Origin of the sequence: Sphingorhabdus sp. EL138 (genome assembly GCF_945890115.1) — a bacterium.
In the GTDB taxonomy this organism is placed as follows: Bacteria; Pseudomonadota; Alphaproteobacteria; order Sphingomonadales; family Sphingomonadaceae; genus Sphingorhabdus_B.
The window spans coordinates 36398-59053 of the sequence record NZ_CAMDCK010000018.1 but is presented as its reverse complement, the minus strand read 5'-3'; the positions used below and the strand labels follow the sequence as shown (position 1 = coordinate 59053).

Genomic DNA, 22656 nt, shown 5'->3' with positions numbered 1-22656 from the left:
TCCAGCGGTAGAAGCTTGATCTGCCAATGCCGAAGTATCGGCATGTTTTGCCTACATCACCGATCTTCTCAGCATGGCGCAGCACCTTTAGCTTGCGCTGAATATCTCGTTCTTCCTTGGTCATCGGTTCCATCCTTCTGGTTGCCTATCGGCAATATGAAAGATGTCCCACGAGTCCGTACAGTCCTACACGGCGTTCGCAATGGTCGGACCCAAGAACTCAATGACCCCGAAAGCGTCGTTGAGATCCCCGTGCCCACAATCGTGCCATTGCCGCTGTTCGAGGCAGTGCAGGCGAAGCTTACCCGCAACAACCCCACGGTTACAGCGCCCCGGGTGGTGAACGGCCCGATCCTGCTCACTGGCCTTGCAGTGTGCGCCACCTGTGGGTCAGGCATGACGCGTACCGGCACAAAGCGCGGTAATCGCTCCTATAGCTATTACACATGTGCAGGCTGTCATCAAAAGGGCCCCTCGGTTTGCAAGGGACGGCATATCCCGCTGGCCAAGCTTGACGACCTCATCATCTCCAACGTCAAGGATCAGCTACTCGCGCCTGAACGCCTCGAAGATATCCTGTGTAAGCTTGTGGAGCGGCGCACCTCGCGTCAAACCGAGGTTGCCGAACGGCGCTGTGCCCTTGAAGCCCAGCGCAACAAAGCCAAGGACAAGCTAGCCCGGCTTTACCGCGCTATCGAAGATGGCGTGGTGGAACTTGATGCAGACCTCAAGGGCCGCATCCAAGCGATCAAGCAAGAGCGGAACCTAGCCGAAACAGCAATCGAGAGGATCACCGATACGGCAGCGAGCCGCACCCAGATTACACCTGCACGTCTGGCCGCGTTCTCGGACCTCATGCGCGACAAGCTCGATACAGGCGATATCCACGCCCGTAAAGCTTACCTGCGCGCCGTTATATCCCGCATCGAAGTGGGTGATGAAAACATCCGCATTATCGGAGAAAAGACCAGCTTAGAGAAGGCTGTCAGTACCACACTAACCGAGAAAATCCCTGTTAGTGGTTTGGTACGTAAATGGTGCCGCCTATAGGATTCGAACCTACGACCCCCGCATTACGAATGCGATGCTCTACCAACTGAGCTAAGGCGGCAATGGCGCTTGGGCCGCGCTGCGCATAGCCAAAAGTGCCGGTCAGTTCAAGTGGCCTTTATGCAGAATATCCCGACGGCCTATGTTGCGATGCCAGCGCAAGGCCGCGCGGATATATGAAATCGCACCCTTTAATGGCGCGCGGGTTATTCGCCCGTAAGCACCCAGCCAACGCTGATCTGCTTAGCGGCCAATGGAACGTCAAGCCGTGCTTCGCTAAAATCGAGCTTTGCGCCCGGCGCAAGCGTGCGTGCCTTTGCGTTCATTTTCCAACTGTAGACCGGTCTGCCGCTCGCGTCTTTTAATGTTACCAGCATGTCGGGCACATTTTGCTTCACCCCGGTCGGGTTCACAATGCTCCCGCTGGCGATAAAATACGGCGTGCCGTCTTCCCGTTGATTCAGTTCCAGATTTTCGTTGAGCACGATTGTCAGGTTGGGTTCTTCTGTCGTGCTGGAAAGGCCGATATTTGGCATGCCGAAATAAGAGATAGCCGTGCCAAGGATGGTGACCGTCAGTGCAAAGATGATGGCCGCAAAAGTCCACATTTTCGCAGGGCTACGGCGTTGGTTGAACGGTGGTTCATGCGCAAAACGGCTTGGCGTTGCTTCTGTATCTGCCCATTTGCCCGAACCTAAGGACGGATCGACATATACGGGTGCTGGATCAGGCGCGACTGCGCGCTCCGGGGCAAATACTGGGTCAGCCGACTGCGCGTCATCCGCATCCGTTTCTGCAACCCTGAATCGGGGCGCGGGGTCAGGCGAAGCCAAGGGACTGGCCCCAAAAGCCGACGCGTCTACTGAAGGCAGCTCGGACACTGCGGCCTCTGGCGGCATAACAACCGGCGCGGGGTCGCTCGGTTCGGCCTGTTCGGCGATGGAGGGTGCGGCAATAGAGGGGTCTGGCGCCGTCGGGGGAGCTACCCCTTCTTGAAACCATGCATGCTTGCAATTGGCGCAACGCACTTGGCGGCCATCAACGCCAACGGCATTGTCAGGAACGGCATAACGTGTGCGGCAGGAAGGGCAAACAAGCAGCATGGAAAGACATAAACAGCAGCATCTTGTCACTTGCAACCTCAGTATTGTAAAATGCTGTGGAAGACAGAATTTCGAGCTGCAGCGCGATGCGGAATAGGCTTTACCCCGTCATGCCGTTTGTGCCAATTGCCGCAGCGATGCAGAACCTATTGCAATTCAACAAGCTGGGGCTTCGGCCAAGTCGCGGCGTAGAAGCCATAACAGGCGTTACGTTCTATAAGGGATTTGCCCATAACGGATGGGCGAATGCTCTGCTTGGTTTGTACTCAAGCGATGCCACCTCGGTTTCGGGATGGGCCGTCCGCACGCGCATGCCGCTTGCCGTGACGGCGCTTGCTATACTTAGGGCATGCGTCACGGTGATTTCTGCGTTAAAGAAGATGTTATGATCAGTCGCTTCATCTCTTGCATATTGTTGGTCTGGATGCTGGGCTTTGCATGGTTTGCGTTGCTGTTGCCGCAGCCAGCGTCCATATCGCCAACCGATGGCGTTGTCGTGCTAACGGGTGGCGCCAACAGAATTGATCGCGGGCTGGAAATATTGGAATCGGGCAAGTCCAAAAAATTGCTGATTTCCGGTGTGGACCGCGATGTGAAACCGCCCGAGCTTGAGGCGCAATATCCAAAATCTGCCCGATATTTTCAATGCTGCATCGCGCTGGGTTTCCAATCGGTGGATACGCGTTCCAACGCGTTGGAAACGGCAGCATGGGTAAAGCGGAACAATATGCGCAGTATTCGACTTGTTACCCATGATTGGCACATGCGCCGTGCGCGCTTTGAACTTGACCGGACCTTGCCCGACGGCATCACCGTCACCAATGACGCGGTGTCGACGCAGCCGTCCTTTGGCGGCTTATTCAAAGAATATAATAAATATTGGTTGCGCGCGGTCGCGTCGCTTCTTGGGCTTTAAGCCATGATCGCAGTCATCCGGTCTGCTGTCTACGTCGTGATATTTTACACTGGTTCGGTATTTTTCGTCGTGACCGCGTTCTTGGCGCAATGGTTCTCCATCCCGCTGATGCAATGGGCCGTGCGCGGCTGGTCGCGCTGGCAATATAGTTGCTACCGTGGGATATTGGGCATCAACATCAAGATTGAGGGCGAATTACCCCAAAAACCTGTGCTTTATGCCATCAAGCATGAAAGCATGTTTGAAACCATCGACATGCCCCGCATGTTTCGCAAACCCGCGGTGGTGACGAAGAAAGAGCTGTTTGATATCCCTTTATGGGGTCCCGCCGCGCGGGCCTATGGCATGATCCCTGTGGACCGCAATGGCGGCGCGGCGGCGTTACGGGCCATGCTGGTTCTGGCCAAAAAAATGATCGCCGACGGACGGCCAATTGTGATCTTCCCCGAAGGAACCCGTGTTGCCCCCGGCGATCAGCCGCCATTGCAGTCGGGCTTTGCGGGTCTGTATAAACTCATCAACCTCCCCGTCGTGCCGATTGCAGTGGACAGCGGCACTTTAAGCCCGCGCAGAGCGGGTATTTGGAAATCAGGGACGATTACTTATAAGGTGGGGGAAGAGCTTCCCACAGGCTTGCCACGCGCCGAAATTGAGGCGCGGGTGCATGCCGCCATCAATGCGCTGAACGTTTAACGGCTTAAGTTGTGGCTTAATGTTTGCGCCCAAAATCGGGCGCGTCATCATCCTGACCCTGTTCCACAATCGACCGCCGGATATTGCGGGTGCGGGCAAATAATGCCTCTAGCTCGTCGCCTTTGTCATACCGGATCGCGCGCTGCAGCGCGCTTAAGTCCTCGGAAAAACGCTGCAGCATTTCAAGGACAGCGTCCTTGTTGGACAAAAACACATCGCGCCACATCACTGGGTCGGAGGCGGCGATACGGGTGAAATCACGGAAACCACCAGCCGAATATTTGATCACTTCGCTTTGTGTCACGCCTTCCAAATCATCCGCCGTGCCAACGATGGTGTAAGCAATTAAGTGCGGCAAATGGCTGGTGACGGCCAGAACCATGTCATGATGACGCGCGTCCATAATCTCGACATCGGCGCCAAGCTGCTGCCAAAAAATGCGCAAGCGCTCAACAGCGGCCTCCGGCGCATTTTCGGGCGGCGTCAATATGCACCAGCGGCCCTTGAACAAGGTCGCAAAACCAGCGTCTGGCCCGCTTTTTTCGGTACCCGCTACTGGATGGGCCGGAATGATGATCGCGTCAGGCAGCACCGCAGAAAGCGCCTCTACCACGCTTTGCTTGCAGGACCCCACATCGCTGACAATCGCATCGGCAGACAGGTCCGCCGCGAATTGTGCCGCTACCGCGCCCATTGCACCCACAGGCACGCACAGGATCACGAGATCCGCATCCATCACTGCCGCGCCAGCGGTGGCCGTCACATCATCGCAGATACCAAGCGCAGCCGCGCGTTCGCGCACAGCCGGATCGGCGTCATGCCCGATGATGCGTACTGACGGCATCTGCGCCCGAGCCGCGCGCGCGACCGATGAGCCGATGAGCCCAAGGCCAATGATCGTGAGGTGCGCAAAGGGCAACATTAGGCATGCGCATCCAAAATCTGGCGCAAGGCAGACATAACGCCCCGATTTTCGTCTTCCGTGCCGATGGTGATCCGCAAGCCATTGCCAAGCCCCTGGCCCGGCAACCAGCGGACGATATAGCCTTCGGCCATCAACGCATGATAAGCGGTCTCTGCGCTGCATGCGCCTTCAAACAAGACCATCAGGAAATTTGCCCAAGATGGAATGACCTTCAATCCGTGGTTGGACAATGCCGCAAACTCCGCCGCCATCCAGTCGCGCCATACGGCATTATGCTGACGGCTACGCGTCACAAAATCTGTGTCCGCAAGCGCAGCAATAGCCGCCGCCTGTCCCGCGGCCGTCACGTTGAACGGCGCACGCACGCGGTTGAGCGTCGCGATAAGGCCCGCATGGCCATAGCACCAGCCAATGCGTTCTGCCGCGAGGCCGTAAATTTTAGAGAAGGTCCGCGTGATCAGGACATTGTCATGGCGGCGCGCCAGTTCCAATGCGGCGGGACCGTCATCGTCAAGATATTCGCCATAAGCTTGGTCCAGCACAAGCACACAATTTCCGGGCAAGCCCGCATGCAGCCGCGCAATTTCGCTGTCGTCGGCAAAAGTGCCCGTCGGATTATTTGGGTTCGCCACAAAAACCACGCGCGTCTTGTCGGTCACCAGCGCCAGCAGGGCATCGACATCCGTGCCATAATCCTTGTCCGGCGCGACAATCACATTGGCCGCCGCTTTGCGGGCCGCAATGTCATAGACCGAGAAACCATAACGGACATAAATGATATCATCGCCTGCACCCGCATAGCCCATGGCGATAAGGTTCAGCAGTTCATCCGAACCCGTGCCGCAGACGATCTGGTCGCTATTAACATCATATGCCGCGCCCAATGCTGCGCGCAAAGCGGTGCAGGCGGGGTCAGGATATCGGGCCAAAGACGCGCTTTTATCCACCAGCGCCGCCGCAGCGTCGGCACTACACCCCAAGGGGTTTTCGTTCGCCGATAATTTAATCATCACGCGGCCATCGTCCGACTTTGCTTTGCCGGGTGTATAGGCGCTGATAGCTTCAATCCATGGTTTGGCGATGGGTGTGTTCATGCCCGCGGCTATAGCGGTGGCGTCTGCGAAGCGCAACGTGTCGCCAAACCGCCAATGCTTCTTTTACGACTTTGGGTTGTTTCGCGCGAAACCGCTGATATGGCGGTCGTCATGCATCAGGATACGCGTTTCGGTCTGGATAAAAAAACACAGTTGCTTGGGCCAGTGCAGCTCGACAGCGGTGCACAGTTTGCGCCTGTCGAATGTGCGTATGAAACTTATGGTGCATTGAACGCCGACAAATCCAACGCCATCCTGATTTGCCACGCGCTTACCGGCGACCAATATTTGGCGTCGAACCACCCCGTTACCGGCAAGGCAGGCTGGTGGACGCGGATGGTTGGCCCCGGCAAGCCAATCGACCCCGCGCGCCATTGCATCATCAGCATAAATGTTCTGGGCAGCTGCATGGGATCATCTGGCCCCGCCAGCATCGATCCGGTAACGGGCGCGCCTTATGCCATGGCTTTTCCAGTCATCACCATCGCCGACATGGTCCGTGCGCAAGCGCTTTTGCTGAACCATCTGGGCATTGAAACATTGGAGGCCGTGGTCGGCGGATCCATGGGCGGGATGCAGGCATTAAGCTGGGCCGCTTTATACCCGGAACGCGTGCGCTCTGCGGTTATCATCGCATCGACCGCGCGACATTCGGCGCAGAACATCGCCTTTCACGAGGTTGGGCGTCAGGCGATTATGGCGGACCCACGCTGGAACAATGGCGCATATTATGGGCATGAGGCACCATCGGCTGGCCTTGCCGTTGCCCGCATGGCGGCGCACATCACCTATTTGTCCGAAGCAGGCCTTACCGAGAAATTCGGCCGTCGTTTGCAAAATCGCGATGCCAAAAGCTTTGGCTTTGACGCCGATTTTCAGGTCGAGAGCTATTTGCGCCATCAGGGCCTTAGCTTTGTCGACCGCTTTGATGCCAACAGCTATCTCTACATCACCCGCGCGATGGACTATTTTGACTTGGCCGAACCGCATGACGGCATACTTGCCAAGGCCTTTGCGGGCACCAAAACGCGTTTCTGCCTGATCAGTTTTGACAGCGACTGGTTGTATCCAACGGCGGAGTCGCGGCGCATTGTGCATGCCCTGAACGCTGCGGGCGCGGCGGCGAGCTTTGTGGAACTCTCAAGCCCCTTTGGCCATGACGCTTTCTTGTTGGAGGCACCCGAAATGAACCGCATCGTCGATGGCTTTTTGCGCGCAGGGGAAAGCCGGTGACAGCGCTGCGCTCCGACCTTGCGATTATCGCCCGCGAGGTGCGCGCCAACGCGCGTATCTTGGATGTCGGCTGCGGCGATGGCCTGTTGCTGGCGGCCTTGCGCGACACCAAAGATGCCGACGCACGCGGGATGGAGCTTGATGCCCGCGACGTTGCCACGGCGGTCGCGCGCGGCCTATCCGTGGTTCAGGGCGATGCAGATACCGACTTGGCCGATTATCCCGATGGCAGCTTTGACTATGCGATTTTAAGCCAGACATTGCAGACCACCAAAAGGCCTGATCTGGTGCTGGACCATCTTGTGCGAGTCGGACGGCAGGCCTTTGTCTCCTTCCCCAATTTTGCGCAATGGCGCATGCGTTTGGCCCATATGTTTGGCGGACGCATGCCCGTGACGGAGCAGCTTCCCCATACATGGTATGACACGCCCAACATCCACCATGTGACCATTGACGATTTTCGCAGTTTCCTCAACGAACGGAATATCCGGATAGAAGGCCAATGGTTTTTGTCCGGCGATAAACCGCGCAATGAACGATTTGCCAATCTGTTGGCGGAACATGCGGTGTTCCTGCTGCGGCGCGATTGATAATGCCTGTTGCGCCTGCCTACACGCTTTGCTAGTGGCCGCCTCCTACCTGTCTAGGCGCGTGCGGCCATGGCGGAATTGGTAGACGCGCAACGTTGAGGTCGTTGTGGGCGAAAGCCCGTGGAAGTTCGAGTCTTCTTGGCCGCACCATTTTTTAGGCAATTGATGTAAGGCAAAGCCAGCGCCTCAAGGTGCTGCCCCAAGGCGGCGATCGCCAAATATCCCTTTGGTATCTTCTAAATCCTATCACTCTGCTGCGCGCAGCAGCTTTGCGATTTCGGCGTCATCCCATGCGACGCCGCCCGCAATCCGCCAGACCTCTTTGCCTGCGCTGTCATATAATATGGTCGTGGGCAAAGCGATGGCGTTGTTGAATGCGGCCAATATGGCGTTATCGGCGTCGGTATAGGGCTCCAAATTCTTGACCTTAGTCTCCTTGAAAAAGGCCAAGACGGGCGCGCGGCCTTCAAGATCTTGGGATACTGCAATTACCGCCATCCGGTCCTTTTCCAGCTTTGCCAGCGCGTCCAGCGTTGGCATTTCGGCCTTGCATGGCGCGCACCAAGTCGCCCAAATGTTGAGCAGCAACGGCTTGCCTTCAAAATCTGCCAACGTCACATCCTGTCCGTCGGCGTCCGCAAAGGGTGCGGTCGGTGCCTTTTGGCCCGCAAATGCGTAACTGAGCGTCGCGCGCGCGCCATGGGCCGTTTCCAATAGGATGTCGGCCTTGCCCGTGGCACCAGAGTTTGCAGCTAATGCGGGTTGCGCTTGCCCCTCGGCTGGGGTTTCTTTATCGCACCCCGTTAACACCAGAAGGATTAGGGCAATTACAAAACGCATGTCGGATTCCAATAGCATGTGGGGCGGCCGGTTCGGCGAAGGCCCCGGCGCAATCATGCGCGAGATAAATGCCTCCATCCCATTCGACAAGCGTCTTTGGCAAGAGGATATTGCGGGCAGCAAAGCGCATGCCGATATGCTGGCTGCGAACGGCATTATTTCCGATGCGGACAATGCTGGGATTCAACAGGGACTCGATACGATCCACGCCGAATATCACGCCAATGGCGTGCCCGTTGATCTGACGCTTGAAGATATTCACATGGTCACTGAAACGCGGCTGCGGGAGCTTATCGGCGAACCTGCCGCGCGCTTGCACACCGCCCGATCCCGCAATGATCAGGTCGCGACCGATTTTCGTCTATGGGTGCGTAACGCCACGCAGGAAATCGATAGTGGCCTGCGCGCGTTCCAATTGGCGCTGGTTGCCCGCGCCGACGAACATGTGGGCAGCATCATGCCCGGCTTCACCCATTTGCAAGTGGCGCAGCCAGTGACGCTTGGGCATCATTTGATGGCTTATTATGAAATGGCGAAACGCGACCGCAGCCGCTTTACCGATTGCCGCAGCCGCCTGAACCTCTCGCCTTTGGGGGCCGCCGCTTTGGCGGGTACATCCTTCCCGATTGATCGCGCCGCCACCGCCTCCGCGCTTGGCTTTGACGGTCCGATGGGCAACAGTCTGGACGCCGTATCCGACCGCGATTTCGCGTTGGAGTTTCTGACGGCGGCGGCGCAAACCGCCTTGCATCTATCGCGTCTGGCCGAGGAAATGATTCTTTGGGCATCGCAGCCCTTTGGCTTCATCGCTTTGCCCGATGCTTGGTCAACGGGCAGCTCGATCATGCCGCAAAAGCGCAACCCCGACGCCGCCGAACTGGTGCGTGGCCACAGCGGGCGGATCATTGGGTGCATGAACAGCCTGATGATCACCATGAAGGGTCTGCCCTTGGCCTATTCCAAGGATATGCAGGACGACAAACCTCCGGTGTTTGAGGCCTATGACCTGCTCGCTTTATCGATTGCGGCGATGACGGGCATGGTTGCCAATGTGACGTTCAACACAGACCGCATGCGCGCAGTCGCCGATACCGGATTTTCCACCGCAACCGATTTGGCCGATTGGCTGGTGCGCGCATTTGCCATGCCCTTTCGTGAGGCGCATCATGTGACGGGCAGCATCGTCAAAAACTGCGAGGCGCGGGGCATTGGCCTTTCGGATATCAGCTCTGAGGATTTGGTAGCGATCAACCCGATGCTCGCAGGATGTACTTTGCCTGACCTGTCGATTGATGGCTCCGTCGCCAGTCGCACCAGTGCTGGCGGCACTGCGCCCGTGCGTGTACAAGAAGCGATAGCGGCGGCAAAAAAGGAACTTGAGGCATGAAATTGCAACGCGCCCTGTTGGTGATTTGCGTCGCATTGGCCGCCACCGCATGCGGTAAGGTCGGCGACTTGGAACCGCGTTCGGGCAATGCCTTGCCACCAAAAGCGTATGGCCAGACCGCTGACCAATCGGCGCGCATATTGACGACGCCACCGGTGCAGGCGCGGCCCGGGCGTGCCGATGAATTGCTGAAACGTTCGGAACGGCGTGAGGATGACCCCTTTGATGTCGCCCCGGGGGCCGAGCCCAAACCGTTGACCGCCCAAGACGCGACGCCACCTGCCAGAACCAATCCAGAATAAGTATCTATCATGAACCATTTTGATCTTATCGATGGCGTCTTGCACGCCGAAAACGTGTCGCTGTCCGATATTGCGGAGGCGGTCGGTACCCCTGTTTATGTCTATTCGCGGGCAACGTTTGAACGCCATGCAATGGTGTTTCGTGCGGCTTTGTCAGGGCTTGATAACCCGCATCTTGCCTTTGCGGTAAAATCGAACCCAAATCTTGCCGTGTTGAAAGTTTTGGCGCGGCAGGGCTATGGCGCAGATGTCGTCTCGGGCGGCGAAATGGACCGCGCGCTGGCCGCCGGCATGGCAGCGAAAGATATTGTTTTTTCCGGCGTTGGCAAAACCGCCGAAGAAATGACCCGCGCATTGAAGATCGGCATTGGCCAGTTCAACATTGAATCGGAAGAAGAAGGTCAGGAGCTGGCGGCGCTGGCCGCTGCGCTTGGCCTGACCGCGCAAGCCGTGTTACGCATCAATCCCGATGTCGACGCTGGTACCCATGGCAAGATTTCAACGGGCAAAGCGGACAATAAATTCGGCGTCGGCATTCACCGCGCGCCGGGCATTTACGCACGGCTAAGCATTTTGCCGCACCTGCACTTGCGCGGTGTCGCGCTGCATATTGGCAGTCAGTTAACAAGCCTCGAGCCGCTGGAAACAGCCTTTCAAAAGGTGGGCGTCCTCCTGCAGGAATTGCGGGCGGCAGGGCATGAGGTCACGCATGTCGACTTGGGCGGTGGCCTTGGCGTGCGCTATCGGGAAGGCGACAATCCTCCGGAGCCTGCCGAATATGGCGCAATGGTCGCGCGTGTGACCAAGGATTGGGGCGTGCGGTTAATGTTTGAACCCGGCCGTGTGATCGCGGGCAATGCGGGCGTCTTGCTGACGCGCGTCATTCGGGTCAAGCCCGGTGCGGGCAACGCGCCGTTTGTCATTGTTGATGCGGCGATGAACGACCTCGCCCGCCCTGCGCTCTATGATGCATGGCATGATTTTGAAGCGGTTGTGCCCAATGGGCAAAGGATGATGGCCAATATTGTCGGCCCCGTGTGCGAAACTGGCGACACTTTCGCCATGGGCCGCGACATTGACCCCGTTGTCGCCAATGACCTTGCCATTTTCCGCACCGCTGGCGCCTATGGGGCGACGATGGCGAGCACATATAACAGCCGTGGATTAGTGCCCGAAGTCCTCGTCGATGGCGACAAATTCGCGGTCGTGGCGGAACGGATTGCGCCTGAGACGATATTGGCGGCAGAGCATGTGCCCGACTGGCTGAAATAGGAAATCGCGTTGGATCAGCTACCGATTTTTGTGAATTTGAAAGGCCGGAATGTCATTTTGGTCGGCGAAGGTGAAATGGCCGATGCCAAAAGGCGCCTGATAGAACGCGCGGGCGGACTATGCGTCGATGCTGGCCATACAGACGCACGGATCGCTTTTGTCGCCATCGCGGACGAAGACGAAGCCTGCGCCGCCGCCGATGCATTGAAAGCACGCGGCCTGCTCGTCAATGTCGTGGATAGGCCTGAAATATGCGACTTCACCACGCCAGCGATTGTGGACCGAACGCCCGTTTTGGTGGCGGTCGGCACTGGCGGCGCGTCCGCAGGCATGGCCAAGGCCATTCGCCAGCGCATTGAAACCCTGCTGCCCGAAACCTTAGGCCCGCTGGCCAATGCGATATCTGGCGCGCGCGTTGCCATCCGCGAACGCTGGCCTGCGGGGCCGCAGCGCCGCCGCGCATTGGACCAAGGCTTTGCCGCTGGTGGCTTGCTGGACCCTTTCGGCAATCACGCGCCCGACGCCGTTGAAATTTGGTTGGAAGCGGCAGAAGAACCCAAAAGCGACCGGGTCATTGAAATCAATTTGCTGTCGGATAATCCCGATGACCTGACCTTGCTAACCGCGCGTTTATTGGGTGAGGCGGACCATGTTTTTCATGAAGCTTGCGTCCCGCCTGCCATCCTTAATCGGGCACGCGCAGATGCTGTACGTCATGCAGGTGCGCCTTCCTTGCCAGCGCCAGAGGGCGTGTCATTGTTCCTAAGGTTGCCGTCCACGATTGGATAGGGCATGAGGTTGGCTTGAACAATATCAAGGTCGCCATGTCCGCTTTTCCATCGAAAATCTGTTTCTACGGCTGCGGCAATATGGGCAGCGCAATGCTGCGCGGATGGGTGGCCGCTGGCGTGTCGCCTGACACTTTCCATGTTGTTGACCCTGTGGCCGAAAACCTACCCGCAGGTGTTGCGGTATCGCGATCGACGCAAGACGTTACGCAGCAGTTTGACATAGTCCTTTTGGGTATCAAGCCGCAGCTTTTGGCATCGCTCGCGCCGCAGATCGCGCCCTTGCTTGCCCCGGACGCATTGGTCATTTCAATACTCGCTGGCACCACAACACAGACCTTGTCAGAAGCCTTTCCTACCGCGCGAATTGTTCGGCTGATGCCCAATTTGGCTGCCGCTATCGGCAAATCCCCTCTTGGCGTGTTTGCGCCAAAGGACACGGCATTGTCCAAGGCGGATATGGCCGCTTGGCTCGCGCCATTGGGGGCAGTCATTTGGATCGACGACGAAGCTTATATGGATGCCGTAACCGCGCTGGCGGGGTCAGGCCCTGCCTTTATCTACCGCGTCATTGATGCGCTGACCAAAGGCGGGGAGGCAGCAGGACTGCCGCACGCAGTCGCCGCACAACTGGCCATAAAGATGACCGAAGGCGCAGCCATGCTGGCCGCGACGTCGCCCGAAACGCCGGAGACACTCGCCGCGCGCGTCACCAGCCCGGGCGGCACGACAGCCGCTGGCCTTGCGGTGCTGGACGCCGATAATGCGTTGGACAATTTGATGACGCAGACCCTGCGCGCCGCACGCGACCGGGGGGCGGCATTGGCCAAGGGAGACGTCAAATGAAATTGACATTCCTTTTGGCCTTATCTTGCGCCTTGGCACAGCCAGCCGCCGCAGCGCCAACCACCGCGCCATCAACTGCACAGGCCAGCCTCCATCTTGCCAAAGCGGGTCCGATGGAAAATCTGGACCTGTCGCAACTGGCCGACGGCATTGATAACGGCGCGTTCAATAGCGAAGCGATAACCGCCGCGTATCTCGCGCGGATCGCGGCCATTGATGACAGTGGGCCAAAACTAAACGCGGTCATTGCCACATTCCCCGACGCGCTCGACCAAGCCCGCAGCCTGGACGCCGAATATCGCGCGGGCCGATATCGTGGCCCCATGCACGGCATCCCCATTTTGGTGAAGGACAATGTTGAGGTTGCAGGCCCGCTACCAACGACCGCCGGATCACTGGCGCTTGCGGACAACATCACCAACCGCGATGCACCGTTCATTGCGCGCTTACGTGCGGCAGGCGCCGTGATATTGGGCAAAACCAACTTAAGCGAATGGGCCAACATCCGCTCTCGCAACTCTACAAGCGGCTGGAGCGCGGTTGGCGGTTTGACCAAGAACCCGCATGCACTTGACCGCAACAGTTGCGGCTCCTCCAGCGGCAGCGGCGCGGCAGCCGCAGCAGCTTTGGCGGCTGGCACGATTGGCACCGAAACCGATGGATCCATCACCTGCCCCGCTGGGGTCAATGGCGTGGTCGGGTTCAAACCGACCGTCGGCTTAGTCTCGCGTCGTTTTGTCGTCCCAATCAGCCACAGTCAGGACACCGCAGGGCCAATGACGCGTTCGGTGCGTGATGCCGCCATCATGCTGACCGCCATGGCCGGAAGCGACCCGCAAGACGCGGCCACGGCAGAAGCGGACCGTTGGCGCGGCGATTACAGCAACGGTCTTTCCATTGACGGCCTGAAAGGAATGCGCATTGGCGTCATGCGCGCACCCAATGCCGACGCAGCCTTATTGGACGCTGCCATTGCCACGTTGAAGGCTGGCGGCGCGCAAGTCGTCCTGCTCGACACCAGCAAGATTGACCGACAAAAAATCGGACAGGGCGAATTTAAGATATTGCTCGCAGAACTTAAGGCCGACCTCGCATCTTATTTGCAAGGCCTGCCTGACGGTCTAGTCCGGCACAAAACGCTCGCAGATATCATCGCGTTCAATAAGGCGCATGCAAACACAGAATTGCACTATTTCGGCCAAGACATTTTCGAAGCAGCAGACAAGGAAAAGGGGTTGGATGACCCCGCTTATCGGGACGCCTTGGCCACGTCACGCGGGCTGGCGACGAACGCGCTGAACCAGATGTTTGCCAGCAACAAGGTCGATGTCATCATCGCGCAGACTAATGGCGCAGCATGGGTGTCGACATTGGGCAAGGGCGATGCCTTTTCCGGGCCAAGCGCCAGCCAATTGCCCGCCGTTGCTGGCTTTCCGCATTTGACGGTGCCCATGGGCCTGTCTGGTGGACTGCCAATTGGCCTTAGCTTCATTGGCCCCAAATGGCATGACCATGCGATACTCAAAGCAGGCTTTGCCTATGAACAGCTTTCAAAGGCGCGCGTGGCCCCAGAATTTCGTACACAAATAGAGAGCAATTAAATGACGAGCGGCACAACCGACATTGGAACCTTGGCCCCGAAAGGCGGCGGCTTTGACCCAGAATTGGTGAACAAGTTCATGGGCAAGCACGGCCATAGCGGGTTTCTCGCAATGGAATATATTGGCCATGGCGAAAATTGGGTCGAACTCGCGATTGATTGGCGCGAAGATCTGGTCGCTGACCCCGAAACGGGCATATTGGCCTCTGCGGTGATCATCAGCCTTATGGATAATGCCACCAGCATGTCGATTTGGACCAAGCTGAATGAATTCCGGCCGCAAGCCACGATGGACCTGCGCATCGATTATCTTCGTCCGTCACCGTCTGGACAGCGCGTATATGGCCGTGGCATCTGCTATCATTTGACCAACAGCATCGGTTTTGTGCGCGGCTATGCCCATAATGGCAATCCTGACCAGCCATTGGCCCATGCCAGCGGCACGTTCATCAGGACCGGCGGGCAAACCGCATGAGCGCATTATATACCACTTTACCGCCTTATGCACGGGCGCTGGATATGACCGTCGTTGACGAAATCGATGGTGCGCCCGTCATCGGCATGCCCTTTGCCAACCGCGTGCAAGGCCGTCCCGGCTTCCTACATGGCGGGGCGATTTCAGGCCTGCTCGAAATTGCAGCTATCGCCGCCGTGCATCAGGCGCTGCGGGCCAAAGGCAGCGATGCCAATATTAAACAGGTCAACGTTACCGTCGATTTCATGCGCGGCGGCTTAAGCCAAATGACCTTTGCCGTTGGCGAAGTCACGCGCCTTGGCCGGACGATGGCCAATGTTGAGGCGCGGGCATGGCAGGAAGACCGGGATAAGCCCATCGCCATGGGCTATATGCATTATCTGATTAAGGCAAAGCGCGAAGGTTAAGCGCGCTTAAGCCTCGCCATGCGTTTCGATCATGGCGCTGGCAATCGCCTCTTCAGGCGTTTTGTCGCCCCAGATGATGAACTGGAACACTGGATAGAAACGCTCACATTCGTCAATCGCGACGTCGATGATGGTCTGCGCCTGGTCGACACCCAACAAGCCGTTGGACGCCATCAGGCTGCCATGGCGGAACAACAATATGCCATTGGCTGACCACATGTCAAAATGGCCAAGCCACAATTGTTCATTGATGAGGCCAAGCGCCGTATACACGCTCTGCCGCTTGTCTGTCGGTACAGTGATATCCGGCAATATGATCAGTTGGAGCGCATTATCTTCTTCACGCCAGATGGCGCGCAACTGATAGCTGGCCCAACTACCCTTATATTCAGCGGTGATTTCGTCTTCACCATCCAGTTCAAATGACCAACCGCGCGCTTCGAACAAAGCGGCAAGCATGTCTACGGGCGCGCATTCATCGCGCTCGAATTGCTCATATTGTTCGTCTGCGTCGTGCATGATGATTGCGCCTGTCGTGTTGACGTGGGTCTGCCCGCTGACGGACTCGCACGCAAGGGGCTTGCGTCAACGTGCAACACAAGGCTGTGGGCCGACTGTGGAAAAGTTTAGGCGGAACCCTTTGCCGACTTGGTCGCAGGCTTCGCCTTAGCAGGGGCGGCGCCACCTTTTGCGAGCAAAGCGGCTTCTAAAGCGGCGACCCGCTTACCAAGTGCATCGGCTTCAGCGCGGGCGTTGGCAGCAAGGGTTTTGACGGCGTCAAATTCTTCGCGTGACACAAGGTCAAGGCCGCCAGCCCATTCGCGCGCGCGTTCGCGCACACTCGCCTCGGCCTCACGGCCCATGCCCGCCACGGTTCCGGCAACGCCGTTCAAAACCTTGGCCAAATCGTCAAAAATGCGCTTTTCGCTTTGCATGTCATTCACTCCATTGCGGTCGGGGGATGGACCGATATCACCCTATTTGGGAAGTCGCAGCCGGAACGTAAAGACTTTCCGCATCAGGATTGAGCTGATCGATCTGAAAATTTAGAATGGCCGCGAAGCTGATCCATATCAAATAGGGCACCATCAGCCAAGCCGCAGCCTTGCGCACCCGCGCAAATGCGAAGGTCGTAGCGATCGCAATAGCAAGCATGATGAGGATGATGAAGAATGCGGCTGTCACCTGATGATAATGGAAAAAAACTGGCGACCAAGTGAGGTTGATCACGAATTGGGACAAAAACAGGATGATTGCCACATTCCGGTCCCGCGCGCCGCGCGCGTTCAACACCATCGCAAATGCCAAGCCCAGCATGAGATATAAAGTGGGCCAGACGACGCCAAACACCCAGCCCGGCGGCTGAATATCGGGCTTAAGCAATGTTTGATACCATATGTTTTCGGCCGTCGATCCCGACATAGTGCCTGAAAGAAAGCCAAGAAACATGATCGTCGGAATCACAAACAGCGCCAAACGCACCAAGGACATGCGCGACTGCGACGGAGGGACAAGATGGTTCATGCAGTGGCTCCAATCTTGATCATCGCGATTCGGAGGAAACGCGCTCATATTTAACATAAGCATTGACGACACATAGAACAAGGCCGCCTACCCACTCGGATAGACGGCCTTGCATTCGCGTGTCAGCGCACAACGCGCGCTGAAGCTTTTACTTGCGTGTGCCAGTCAAGCCCATTGAACCAAAGGCACCCGCCTTTACTTCGCCAGTCATGGCATCGCCCGACACCGTTGCTGTGGCGTCCAAATGCATCGGCATAGGCACCGTGATATCCATGCCCCAGCTCAACGTATCGCCATCGACAGTGCCATTGGCAATGTCCATGGCACCAAGTCCACCGGACATCTGGCCTGAAAAGCTGCCGCCGTCGCTGTTGACGGTCAAAACTGCTTTTTGGTCACCCATTGGGCTTTTGATTATTACGTCCCAATCACCATCAACTGCTGCCATATCCTTGCTCCTTATTTAGCATTGTTGCTTGCACTGGTGTTAGCAGCTTCGGTCACCATTTCAATTGGCAATCCCAGTGCTTCTAACTGCGGTTTCACCTTCGCCGCGTCACCGCCAATGAGCCATGTGATCTTGGATGGATCCACCTTAACCCGCATTGCGTCATTCAATGCGGCAGCGGTCAGCGCATTATATCTGCCCGCCAATGTTTCGGCATAGTTGAAAGGCCGTTTGTTCAGGCGATCTGCCTGCATTTGCCCCAGCACAGCCGACGATTGTTCATAATTGCCTGGCAGTTTGAGGACATTGCCCTTGATGGTCTTTTCTAGTTCCGCCGCCGTGACTGGCTTTGCGCCGTTAAAGTCCTTCAACTGGTCGATTAGGACTTTGACCGATGGTCCAGTCTGGTTGGTCTGCACTGGCGCGAACATGTAAAATGGCACGCGGTCTTCGGCGCCATTGATTTGGCTGCGTACGCCATAAGACCAGCCCTTGGTTTCCCGCAGGTCCATGTTGATACGCGACAGGAAGTCACCGCCGAAAATCTCGTTCGCTGCGCGCAGGGTCAGCAAATCGTCCGATCCCTTTGCATCCAGAACAAGGCCAGCCAGCACCAGAGATTGCGGTGAATTTGGACGGTCAATCAGCCAAATTTTTGCTTCGGGCGCTGGCAACGCAACGCCGAAATTCTTAGCGGGCGCAGGCGCGGCGGCGGGCGTCCACTTGCCGAAACGCTGCTCAAGCATGGGCTTGATTTCTTTCAGGCTGGTGTCACCCACGACAAAGATTTCCGCTTTCGATGGATGCATCCATGCCTGATGGAAATTGGCGACATCCGTCCGGCTGATTGTCGCCACGGTCTCTGCATATCCGCTGCCCGTCTGTGGTCCGCCATAAGGATGCGCTGGGCCATATAATAATGGCGGCAGACGGCGCACGGCAATGCCCTGTGGCTGACTATTTTCCGACTTGATCCGAGTCAGTTGCTGAACGCGGACGCGTTCCAACTCATTGGTCGCAAAGGCCGGATTTTTGATCACATCCGCAAGCAGATCGAGCGAAAGGCCAAGATTTGGCTTTACCGCGCGCAAGCTCGCTACCGTCCGGTCGAGTGAAGACCCCACATTGACGTCAGCGCCCAATTTCTCTTCGGTTTCGGCAATTTTTGTCGAGGTCAGCGACGTTGTGCCTTCCATCAACATGGTCGACATCATCGACGCTATGCCGCGTTTGTCGGCTGGGTCCGCCGCATAGCCCGCATTGAAGCTGACCGCGACGCGGACGGTTGGCACCGCGGCGCGGCGCGCAAAGAACACTTTAATGCCATTGCTTAAGGTTGTTTCTTCAACCGTCGGGAAATCGAGCGCAGGCGTGCTTGTCGGTTCAGGAAATTTGCTGCGATCCTGAAAAGAAATTGGCGCAGATACCGATACATCGTCTGCGCCTGGAGGCGCATAAAATGCAGGCGCAGTTAGCGTGCCTGTGCGGCTGCCCGATCCCGCAGCGACTTCTTTATAGGCTTCACGCTCACCGGGTTCGACACGGATTTCAAGCACTGGGCGCGTCAGCCATTTCTGCATCGCGGCCTTCACCGCTTCTGGTTTTGCCGACGCAAGCCGCTCCAATTCCTTTTTATAGAAGGACGAATCGCCGACATATAATTCGCCTTCGGCCAAAGCGACGGCCTTGCCGCCAAAGCCGCCGACTTGTTCAAGACCATCGATTTGCTGAGCAATGTAGCTGGTGGCAACGCGCTGTACTTCTTCGGCGGTTGGGCCGGTTTTGATATAATCGGCCAAGATTTCATCCAGACGCTTGGCCACCGCATCGGCATCACCGCCGGGCTTTACGTCCGCTTGAATGTTGACCAAGCTGGCATGCACGAAGGGAATGAGATAGGCAGAAACGCCCACCGCGCTCTGTTCCTGACGCACTAAAATATTATCCAGACGCGAACTCGACAGGCCGCCAAGGGCGCTCATCGCGATGAACAATGCATTGGCATCGGGGTCGGCAAGGCCTGGCACCACCCAATTGCGATAGATGCGCGTGGTCGGCACCTTGTCCTTCATGACGATTTTGATGTCTTTTTCGAGCGTTGGCACGGGCGCATTCACCGGCGCAACTTGCTTGCCGCGCTTTATGCTGCCGAACCATTTTTCCACCAAAGGCTTTGCTTGGACCGCATTGATGTCGCCGGCCAGAACCAAAATCGCATTATTTGGGCCATAATGGTCGATGAACCAGTTTTTCATATCATCGAGCGAAGCCGCCGACAGGTCTTCAAGGCTGCCGATCGTGCTATGATGATAAGGGTGGCCAACGGGGAACAATGTCCCTGATTGCTTGTAACTGACCAAGCCAAATGGCTGATTGTCGCCCTGACGCTTTTCGTTGGAAACAACGCCAATCTGGTTATCCAGCTTTTCCTTCGTCACGGCATTGAGCAAAAAGCCCATACGGTCGCTTTCGAGGAACAATGCAGATTCCAGCGCCGTGGTCGGCACGGTCTGGAAATAATTGGTGCGGTCCAACCAAGTGGTCCCGTTCAGGTCGGTCGCGCCGATTTTCTTGGTATATTCAAAATAATCGCCCGGCGCATTTTCGCTGCCGTTGAACATGATATGTTCGAACAAATGGGCATAGCCCGTTTTGCCCTTTGGCTCATTCTTGGATCCGACGCCATACCAGATGGACACAGCAACAATGGGGGCCTTGCGGTCTTCATGCACCAAAACGGTCAAGCCGTTGTCGAGGGTGAATTTCTCATGCGGAATATTGACCGCCTCCACCAATTTCGAAACGGGCGCTGCGGACTGTGCAAAGGCGGGTGTCTGCGCCGCGAGCACCGAGCCCGACATCATAAGGGCGAGCGTTAATTTACGGATCATATTCTGCTCCTGTACTTAAATATCACTGCCGCTAAAGATAGCGACGACATGGGCAAACACAATGTAATACCGAAGAATTTTCGACAAACGGCGTTTAGGGTCGATAACGGCGCTTTGCGTTCTGGACGGCGTCAGCCCATTCAAAATGTACTGGCTTGTACCCGCCTGCAACGAACAATTTCATCTGGTCGGTATAATGCGGAGATTTGGGGCGTGTCGTCGCCGAACCATAAGGTTGGATCGATTCCGATTGCACCTTGCCATCCTTGTCCCATCGCATCAGCATGATGTAACTATCGCCATGGCGGACGCGCATTTTGCCATCGGCTTGCTCTGATTCCCACATTGTTGTGGCGCGCAAGGCGTCACTGCCGCCCAGCATCGGCAAATCGACTTCGCCGCGCCGTAGGCGCTGAATGTCACCCAATGGCGGGTCGATGCGGCCAAAGCGCTCCTTAAACTCTGTGACCGCCTCCTGCAGCGTACTGCGGGCATCGGGCATCTTGTCACCGCGCCAGTTTGGCCGCGCGCCAAAGCGGATGATGCGTTCGGCCAAGGCGTCCGCACGGCCTTTGCCATCGCTTGACCAATCCCAGCTTGCCAGCAGCTTTTGTGCTTCGGCAAGCTCCGGCGCGTCTTTCAAATCCAGCGCAGCAAAGGACGCCATCCACGCCCCGACCCAGCTTTTTTTGCTGTAGATCATGTCCATCTTAATCGCGAGCAGCTCTTGCGGCGTGATGGAAGTATCAGCGGCCAACAACTCTGTTGCGCGCAAGCCGCGATTGGTCATGCCACGTTCAATGCCCAAATAAGGCGAATAGGCCGCAGGATCCATTTCCGACCCCGGCCCTGCAGCCAGAAATGGCGTGTTATTGGCGTTTTGGACAAAGCCAGATGCAGGATCGACAATCTTGGGATAACGGTCAAAGCCAACTGGCCCTTTCCACAGGGCCGCCGATGTGTCGCCCGGAAGCAGCTTGGTATAATCATAGCCCGGCTTACGGTCGGGGAAGAGGGCATTGTAAATATAAGCAACGCGGCCGGTCTTGTCGGCATAAATGAAATTTGTCGCAGGAATGCCGCCAATCGCCATCGATTGGGTCCATTCCTCCCAATTCGTCGCTTTGGTGTTACGATAATATTGCTCAACAACTTTTACATTGTCGATGCCGGCATAGCGGATCGCGAAATAGCCCGTGTCATTTTTGATGACCGGTCCGTGGAGGGAGCGATATATCGTCTGTGGTACGGGCAGATTGAACGGACCTATTTTCACCGGCAACCAAACCCGCTTCGATGACAAAGGCATCCATTTGCCATCATAACGATATTGATCGCCCGCCTTGTTCATCACCAATTTATAGACATCAATAAGGTCGGGGCGGTTGACGGTATTGGTCCAACCCAAATGACGGTTGTGGCCAAGCAGGACGAAGGGCGATCCGGGGAACAAGGCGCCAGCCATATCCAGCCCCTCGCCCGAATGGGTTACGGCTTCATACCACGCCACCTGACCTTCATAAGGCTGGTGCGAATTGGAAATCAGCCATGTCTTGCCATCGGCCATACGCTTTGGCGCAATCGCAAAGGCGTTCGAACCGTTCATTTCCGGATCACGCCCGATGGGCGTCATCGGCGCGGCATTTTCCTTCGGCAGCGGCTTGCCTTCGGTCAACGCGCCAATTGCGCTATCAAGGCCATAGAAAAACGGCGCGCGCAGTACGAAGCCTGTGACAATATCCTGTCCGGTTACAGGAAATAGCTTCGACAGGCGGACTTCTTCGGGATGTTTTGCGGCATAATGGTTCAAGCCAGCGGCATAGGCCTCTGCCACGGCGCGGACTTCGGGCGACAATTCCAGATAGCGCGTCTCGGCAGTCTCCCGCGCGCCCAACAGATGCATCACATAATCGACCTTGGCCCCATCGGAGCCTGCAAGCGCGCCATAGCGCCCGCGCGTCATGGCAACGACATCTTCGATTGTCGAAAAATCATCTTCGGCATGGGCAAAGGCCAAGCCATAAGCGGTGTCGGCATCGGTCTTGCCGTTGATGTGCGGCACGCCAAATTCATCGCGCACAATCTCCACATCATAAGCGCGTTTTGGCATGTCATATCCGGTGGCCGCCAACGGCTCCCACAGCGCGCCTGCACCCGCAACCACACCCACAAGCGCCAAGGACGCCCACAAAAATTTCCGCATAACATTCTCCCCTTGCAATGAGACCTTGTCACATCGGTCCATTTGCGTACATATCCGGCATAACCATGA

General features: G+C 57.0%; 24 protein-coding genes, 2 tRNA genes and 1 pseudogene. 15 read left to right on the top strand and 12 right to left on the bottom strand.

All coding sequences use genetic code 11. From position 1 onward, the window contains the following. Window positions 1-124 (bottom strand): annotated as a pseudogene (locus tag Q0O07_RS09420) (IS481 family transposase); the annotation flags it as partial. Between the two features lie 32 nt (window positions 125-156). Between Q0O07_RS09420 and Q0O07_RS09415 the strand changes: the two are divergent. Continuing rightward, complete coding sequence (locus Q0O07_RS09415; RefSeq protein ID WP_295492849.1) at window positions 157-1050, top strand: recombinase zinc beta ribbon domain-containing protein; 894 nt, start codon at window positions 157-159, stop codon at window positions 1048-1050. On the opposite strand, the gene Q0O07_RS09410 is transcribed toward Q0O07_RS09415, so the two are convergent. Both Q0O07_RS09410 and Q0O07_RS09405 read right to left on the bottom strand, forming a co-directional pair. Beyond that, window positions 1036-1111 (bottom strand) — tRNA-Thr (locus Q0O07_RS09410). The genes Q0O07_RS09415 and Q0O07_RS09410 overlap by 15 nt on opposite strands. 145 nt (window positions 1112-1256) lie before the next feature. Beyond that, complete coding sequence (locus Q0O07_RS09405) at window positions 1257-2153, bottom strand: MJ0042-type zinc finger domain-containing protein (RefSeq protein ID WP_295492847.1); 897 nt, start codon at window positions 2151-2153, stop codon at window positions 1257-1259. Window positions 2154-2239: 86 nt separating this feature from the next. On the opposite strand from Q0O07_RS09405, the gene Q0O07_RS09400 reads away from it, so the two are divergent. The 3 genes from Q0O07_RS09400 to Q0O07_RS09390 are packed head-to-tail and all read left to right on the top strand — an operon-like array spanning window position 2240 to window position 3762. Beyond that, window positions 2240-2542: a hypothetical protein gene (locus Q0O07_RS09400; RefSeq protein WP_295492845.1), complete on the top strand. Its 303-nt coding sequence runs from the start codon at window positions 2240-2242 to the stop codon at window positions 2540-2542. After that, window positions 2539-3069 (top strand): YdcF family protein, encoded by a 531-nt coding sequence (locus Q0O07_RS09395; protein WP_295492843.1) that lies wholly within the window; start codon window positions 2539-2541, stop codon window positions 3067-3069. The genes Q0O07_RS09400 and Q0O07_RS09395 overlap by 4 nt, the downstream gene beginning before the upstream one ends. Before the next feature lie 3 nt (window positions 3070-3072). Next, window positions 3073-3762, top strand: a complete 690-nt coding sequence (locus Q0O07_RS09390) for a 1-acyl-sn-glycerol-3-phosphate acyltransferase (protein ID WP_295492841.1) — start codon at window positions 3073-3075, stop codon at window positions 3760-3762. 16 nt (window positions 3763-3778) lie between these two features. Here the strand turns inward: Q0O07_RS09390 and Q0O07_RS09385 are convergent, their stop codons facing one another. Beyond that, window positions 3779-4684, bottom strand: a complete 906-nt coding sequence (locus Q0O07_RS09385) for a prephenate/arogenate dehydrogenase family protein (RefSeq protein WP_295492839.1) — start codon at window positions 4682-4684, stop codon at window positions 3779-3781. Beyond that, window positions 4684-5781, bottom strand: coding sequence for a histidinol-phosphate transaminase (hisC, locus tag Q0O07_RS09380; protein WP_295492838.1), 1098 nt, complete (start codon window positions 5779-5781; stop codon window positions 4684-4686). Before hisC ends, Q0O07_RS09385 begins: the two co-directional genes overlap by 1 nt. Window positions 5782-5880: 99 nt before the next feature. On the opposite strand from hisC, the gene Q0O07_RS09375 reads away from it, so the two are divergent. The 3 genes from Q0O07_RS09375 to Q0O07_RS09365 all read left to right on the top strand — a co-directional run bounded on the left by Q0O07_RS09375 (window position 5881) and on the right by Q0O07_RS09365 (window position 7754). Beyond that, on the top strand, window positions 5881-7014 hold the full coding sequence (locus tag Q0O07_RS09375) for a homoserine O-acetyltransferase (RefSeq protein ID WP_295492836.1): 1134 nt from the start codon (window positions 5881-5883) through the stop codon (window positions 7012-7014). Continuing rightward, window positions 7011-7604, top strand: coding sequence for a methionine biosynthesis protein MetW (gene metW, locus Q0O07_RS09370; RefSeq protein WP_295492834.1), 594 nt, complete (start codon window positions 7011-7013; stop codon window positions 7602-7604). The genes Q0O07_RS09375 and metW overlap by 4 nt, the downstream gene beginning before the upstream one ends. Window positions 7605-7667: 63 nt before the next feature. After that, window positions 7668-7754 (top strand) — tRNA-Leu (locus tag Q0O07_RS09365). 96 nt (window positions 7755-7850) lie between these two features. Here Q0O07_RS09365 and Q0O07_RS09360 read toward each other — a convergent pair. Beyond that, window positions 7851-8444, bottom strand: coding sequence for a TlpA disulfide reductase family protein (locus tag Q0O07_RS09360; RefSeq protein ID WP_295492832.1), 594 nt, complete (start codon window positions 8442-8444; stop codon window positions 7851-7853). On the opposite strand from Q0O07_RS09360, the gene argH reads away from it, so the two are divergent. The 8 genes from argH to Q0O07_RS09320 are packed head-to-tail and all read left to right on the top strand — an operon-like array spanning window position 8443 to window position 15521. After that, entirely contained in the window at window positions 8443-9831 is a 1389-nt protein-coding gene (gene argH / locus Q0O07_RS09355; RefSeq protein ID WP_295492830.1) for an argininosuccinate lyase, read from the top strand. The two genes, Q0O07_RS09360 and argH, sit on opposite strands and share 2 nt — an antisense overlap. Then, window positions 9828-10133 (top strand): hypothetical protein, encoded by a 306-nt coding sequence (locus Q0O07_RS09350; RefSeq protein WP_295492828.1) that lies wholly within the window; start codon window positions 9828-9830, stop codon window positions 10131-10133. The genes argH and Q0O07_RS09350 overlap by 4 nt, the downstream gene beginning before the upstream one ends. A 9-nt stretch (window positions 10134-10142) precedes the next feature. Further along, window positions 10143-11405: a diaminopimelate decarboxylase gene (lysA, locus tag Q0O07_RS09345; RefSeq protein ID WP_295492826.1), complete on the top strand. Its 1263-nt coding sequence runs from the start codon at window positions 10143-10145 to the stop codon at window positions 11403-11405. A 9-nt stretch (window positions 11406-11414) separates the two neighbouring features. Next, window positions 11415-12194: an NAD(P)-dependent oxidoreductase gene (locus Q0O07_RS09340; protein ID WP_295492824.1), complete on the top strand. Its 780-nt coding sequence runs from the start codon at window positions 11415-11417 to the stop codon at window positions 12192-12194. Between the two features lie 14 nt (window positions 12195-12208). Then, entirely contained in the window at window positions 12209-13039 is an 831-nt protein-coding gene (proC, locus tag Q0O07_RS09335; RefSeq protein ID WP_295492821.1) for a pyrroline-5-carboxylate reductase, read from the top strand. Continuing rightward, the gene (locus Q0O07_RS09330; RefSeq protein WP_295492819.1) at window positions 13036-14640 is read left to right on the top strand and encodes an amidase; all 1605 of its coding nucleotides are present in this window, start codon (window positions 13036-13038) and stop codon (window positions 14638-14640) included. The genes proC and Q0O07_RS09330 overlap by 4 nt, the downstream gene beginning before the upstream one ends. After that, window positions 14641-15114, top strand: coding sequence for a PaaI family thioesterase (locus Q0O07_RS09325; protein WP_295492817.1), 474 nt, complete (start codon window positions 14641-14643; stop codon window positions 15112-15114). Then, complete coding sequence (locus Q0O07_RS09320; RefSeq protein ID WP_295492815.1) at window positions 15111-15521, top strand: PaaI family thioesterase; 411 nt, start codon at window positions 15111-15113, stop codon at window positions 15519-15521. Before Q0O07_RS09325 ends, Q0O07_RS09320 begins: the two co-directional genes overlap by 4 nt. Window positions 15522-15527: 6 nt before the next feature. Here the strand turns inward: Q0O07_RS09320 and Q0O07_RS09315 are convergent, their stop codons facing one another. The 6 genes from Q0O07_RS09315 to Q0O07_RS09290 all read right to left on the bottom strand — a co-directional run bounded on the left by Q0O07_RS09315 (window position 15528) and on the right by Q0O07_RS09290 (window position 22587). Continuing rightward, window positions 15528-16040, bottom strand: a complete 513-nt coding sequence (locus Q0O07_RS09315) for a YbjN domain-containing protein (protein WP_295492813.1) — start codon at window positions 16038-16040, stop codon at window positions 15528-15530. Between the two features lie 107 nt (window positions 16041-16147). Continuing rightward, window positions 16148-16456, bottom strand: a complete 309-nt coding sequence (locus Q0O07_RS09310) for an accessory factor UbiK family protein (protein WP_295492811.1) — start codon at window positions 16454-16456, stop codon at window positions 16148-16150. A gap of 37 nt (window positions 16457-16493) precedes the next feature. Next, on the bottom strand, window positions 16494-17045 hold the full coding sequence (locus tag Q0O07_RS09305) for a TspO/MBR family protein (RefSeq protein ID WP_295492809.1): 552 nt from the start codon (window positions 17043-17045) through the stop codon (window positions 16494-16496). A 148-nt stretch (window positions 17046-17193) separates the two neighbouring features. Further along, window positions 17194-17493: a hypothetical protein gene (locus Q0O07_RS09300; protein ID WP_295492807.1), complete on the bottom strand. Its 300-nt coding sequence runs from the start codon at window positions 17491-17493 to the stop codon at window positions 17194-17196. A gap of 11 nt (window positions 17494-17504) precedes the next feature. Then, window positions 17505-20384 (bottom strand): pitrilysin family protein, encoded by a 2880-nt coding sequence (locus tag Q0O07_RS09295; RefSeq protein WP_295492805.1) that lies wholly within the window; start codon window positions 20382-20384, stop codon window positions 17505-17507. A 94-nt stretch (window positions 20385-20478) separates the two neighbouring features. Then, complete coding sequence (locus Q0O07_RS09290; protein ID WP_295492803.1) at window positions 20479-22587, bottom strand: acylase; 2109 nt, start codon at window positions 22585-22587, stop codon at window positions 20479-20481. Window positions 22588-22656 lie beyond the last annotated feature (69 nt).

Bases quoted from the DNA above. Each gene is read 5' to 3' on its own strand.
- argH (WP_295492830.1), top strand. From the start codon at position 8,443: ATGTCGGATTCCAATAGCATGTGGGGCGGCCGGTTCGGCGAAGGCCCC.
- lysA (WP_295492826.1), top strand. From the start codon at position 10,143: ATGAACCATTTTGATCTTATCGATGGCGTCTTGCACGCCGAAAACGTG.
- Q0O07_RS09360 (WP_295492832.1), bottom strand. From the start codon at position 8,444: ATGCGTTTTGTAATTGCCCTAATCCTTCTGGTGTTAACGGGGTGCGAT.
- Q0O07_RS09320 (WP_295492815.1), top strand. From the start codon at position 15,111: ATGAGCGCATTATATACCACTTTACCGCCTTATGCACGGGCGCTGGAT.
- Q0O07_RS09310 (WP_295492811.1), bottom strand. From the start codon at position 16,456: ATGCAAAGCGAAAAGCGCATTTTTGACGATTTGGCCAAGGTTTTGAAC.
- Q0O07_RS09290 (WP_295492803.1), bottom strand. From the start codon at position 22,587: ATGCGGAAATTTTTGTGGGCGTCCTTGGCGCTTGTGGGTGTGGTTGCG.
- Q0O07_RS09350 (WP_295492828.1), top strand. From the start codon at position 9,828: ATGAAATTGCAACGCGCCCTGTTGGTGATTTGCGTCGCATTGGCCGCC.
- Q0O07_RS09385 (WP_295492839.1), bottom strand. From the start codon at position 4,684: ATGTTGCCCTTTGCGCACCTCACGATCATTGGCCTTGGGCTCATCGGC.
- Q0O07_RS09400 (WP_295492845.1), top strand. From the start codon at position 2,240: ATGCGGAATAGGCTTTACCCCGTCATGCCGTTTGTGCCAATTGCCGCA.
- Q0O07_RS09315 (WP_295492813.1), bottom strand. From the start codon at position 16,040: ATGCACGACGCAGACGAACAATATGAGCAATTCGAGCGCGATGAATGC.
- Q0O07_RS09325 (WP_295492817.1), top strand. From the start codon at position 14,641: ATGACGAGCGGCACAACCGACATTGGAACCTTGGCCCCGAAAGGCGGC.
- Q0O07_RS09330 (WP_295492819.1), top strand. From the start codon at position 13,036: ATGAAATTGACATTCCTTTTGGCCTTATCTTGCGCCTTGGCACAGCCA.
- Q0O07_RS09395 (WP_295492843.1), top strand. From the start codon at position 2,539: ATGATCAGTCGCTTCATCTCTTGCATATTGTTGGTCTGGATGCTGGGC.
- Q0O07_RS09405 (WP_295492847.1), bottom strand. From the start codon at position 2,153: ATGCTGCTTGTTTGCCCTTCCTGCCGCACACGTTATGCCGTTCCTGAC.
- Q0O07_RS09300 (WP_295492807.1), bottom strand. From the start codon at position 17,493: ATGGCAGCAGTTGATGGTGATTGGGACGTAATAATCAAAAGCCCAATG.
- Q0O07_RS09295 (WP_295492805.1), bottom strand. From the start codon at position 20,384: ATGATCCGTAAATTAACGCTCGCCCTTATGATGTCGGGCTCGGTGCTC.
- Q0O07_RS09305 (WP_295492809.1), bottom strand. From the start codon at position 17,045: ATGAACCATCTTGTCCCTCCGTCGCAGTCGCGCATGTCCTTGGTGCGT.
- Q0O07_RS09375 (WP_295492836.1), top strand. From the start codon at position 5,881: ATGGCGGTCGTCATGCATCAGGATACGCGTTTCGGTCTGGATAAAAAA.
- Q0O07_RS09390 (WP_295492841.1), top strand. From the start codon at position 3,073: ATGATCGCAGTCATCCGGTCTGCTGTCTACGTCGTGATATTTTACACT.
- hisC (WP_295492838.1), bottom strand. From the start codon at position 5,781: ATGAACACACCCATCGCCAAACCATGGATTGAAGCTATCAGCGCCTAT.
- Q0O07_RS09415 (WP_295492849.1), top strand. From the start codon at position 157: ATGAAAGATGTCCCACGAGTCCGTACAGTCCTACACGGCGTTCGCAAT.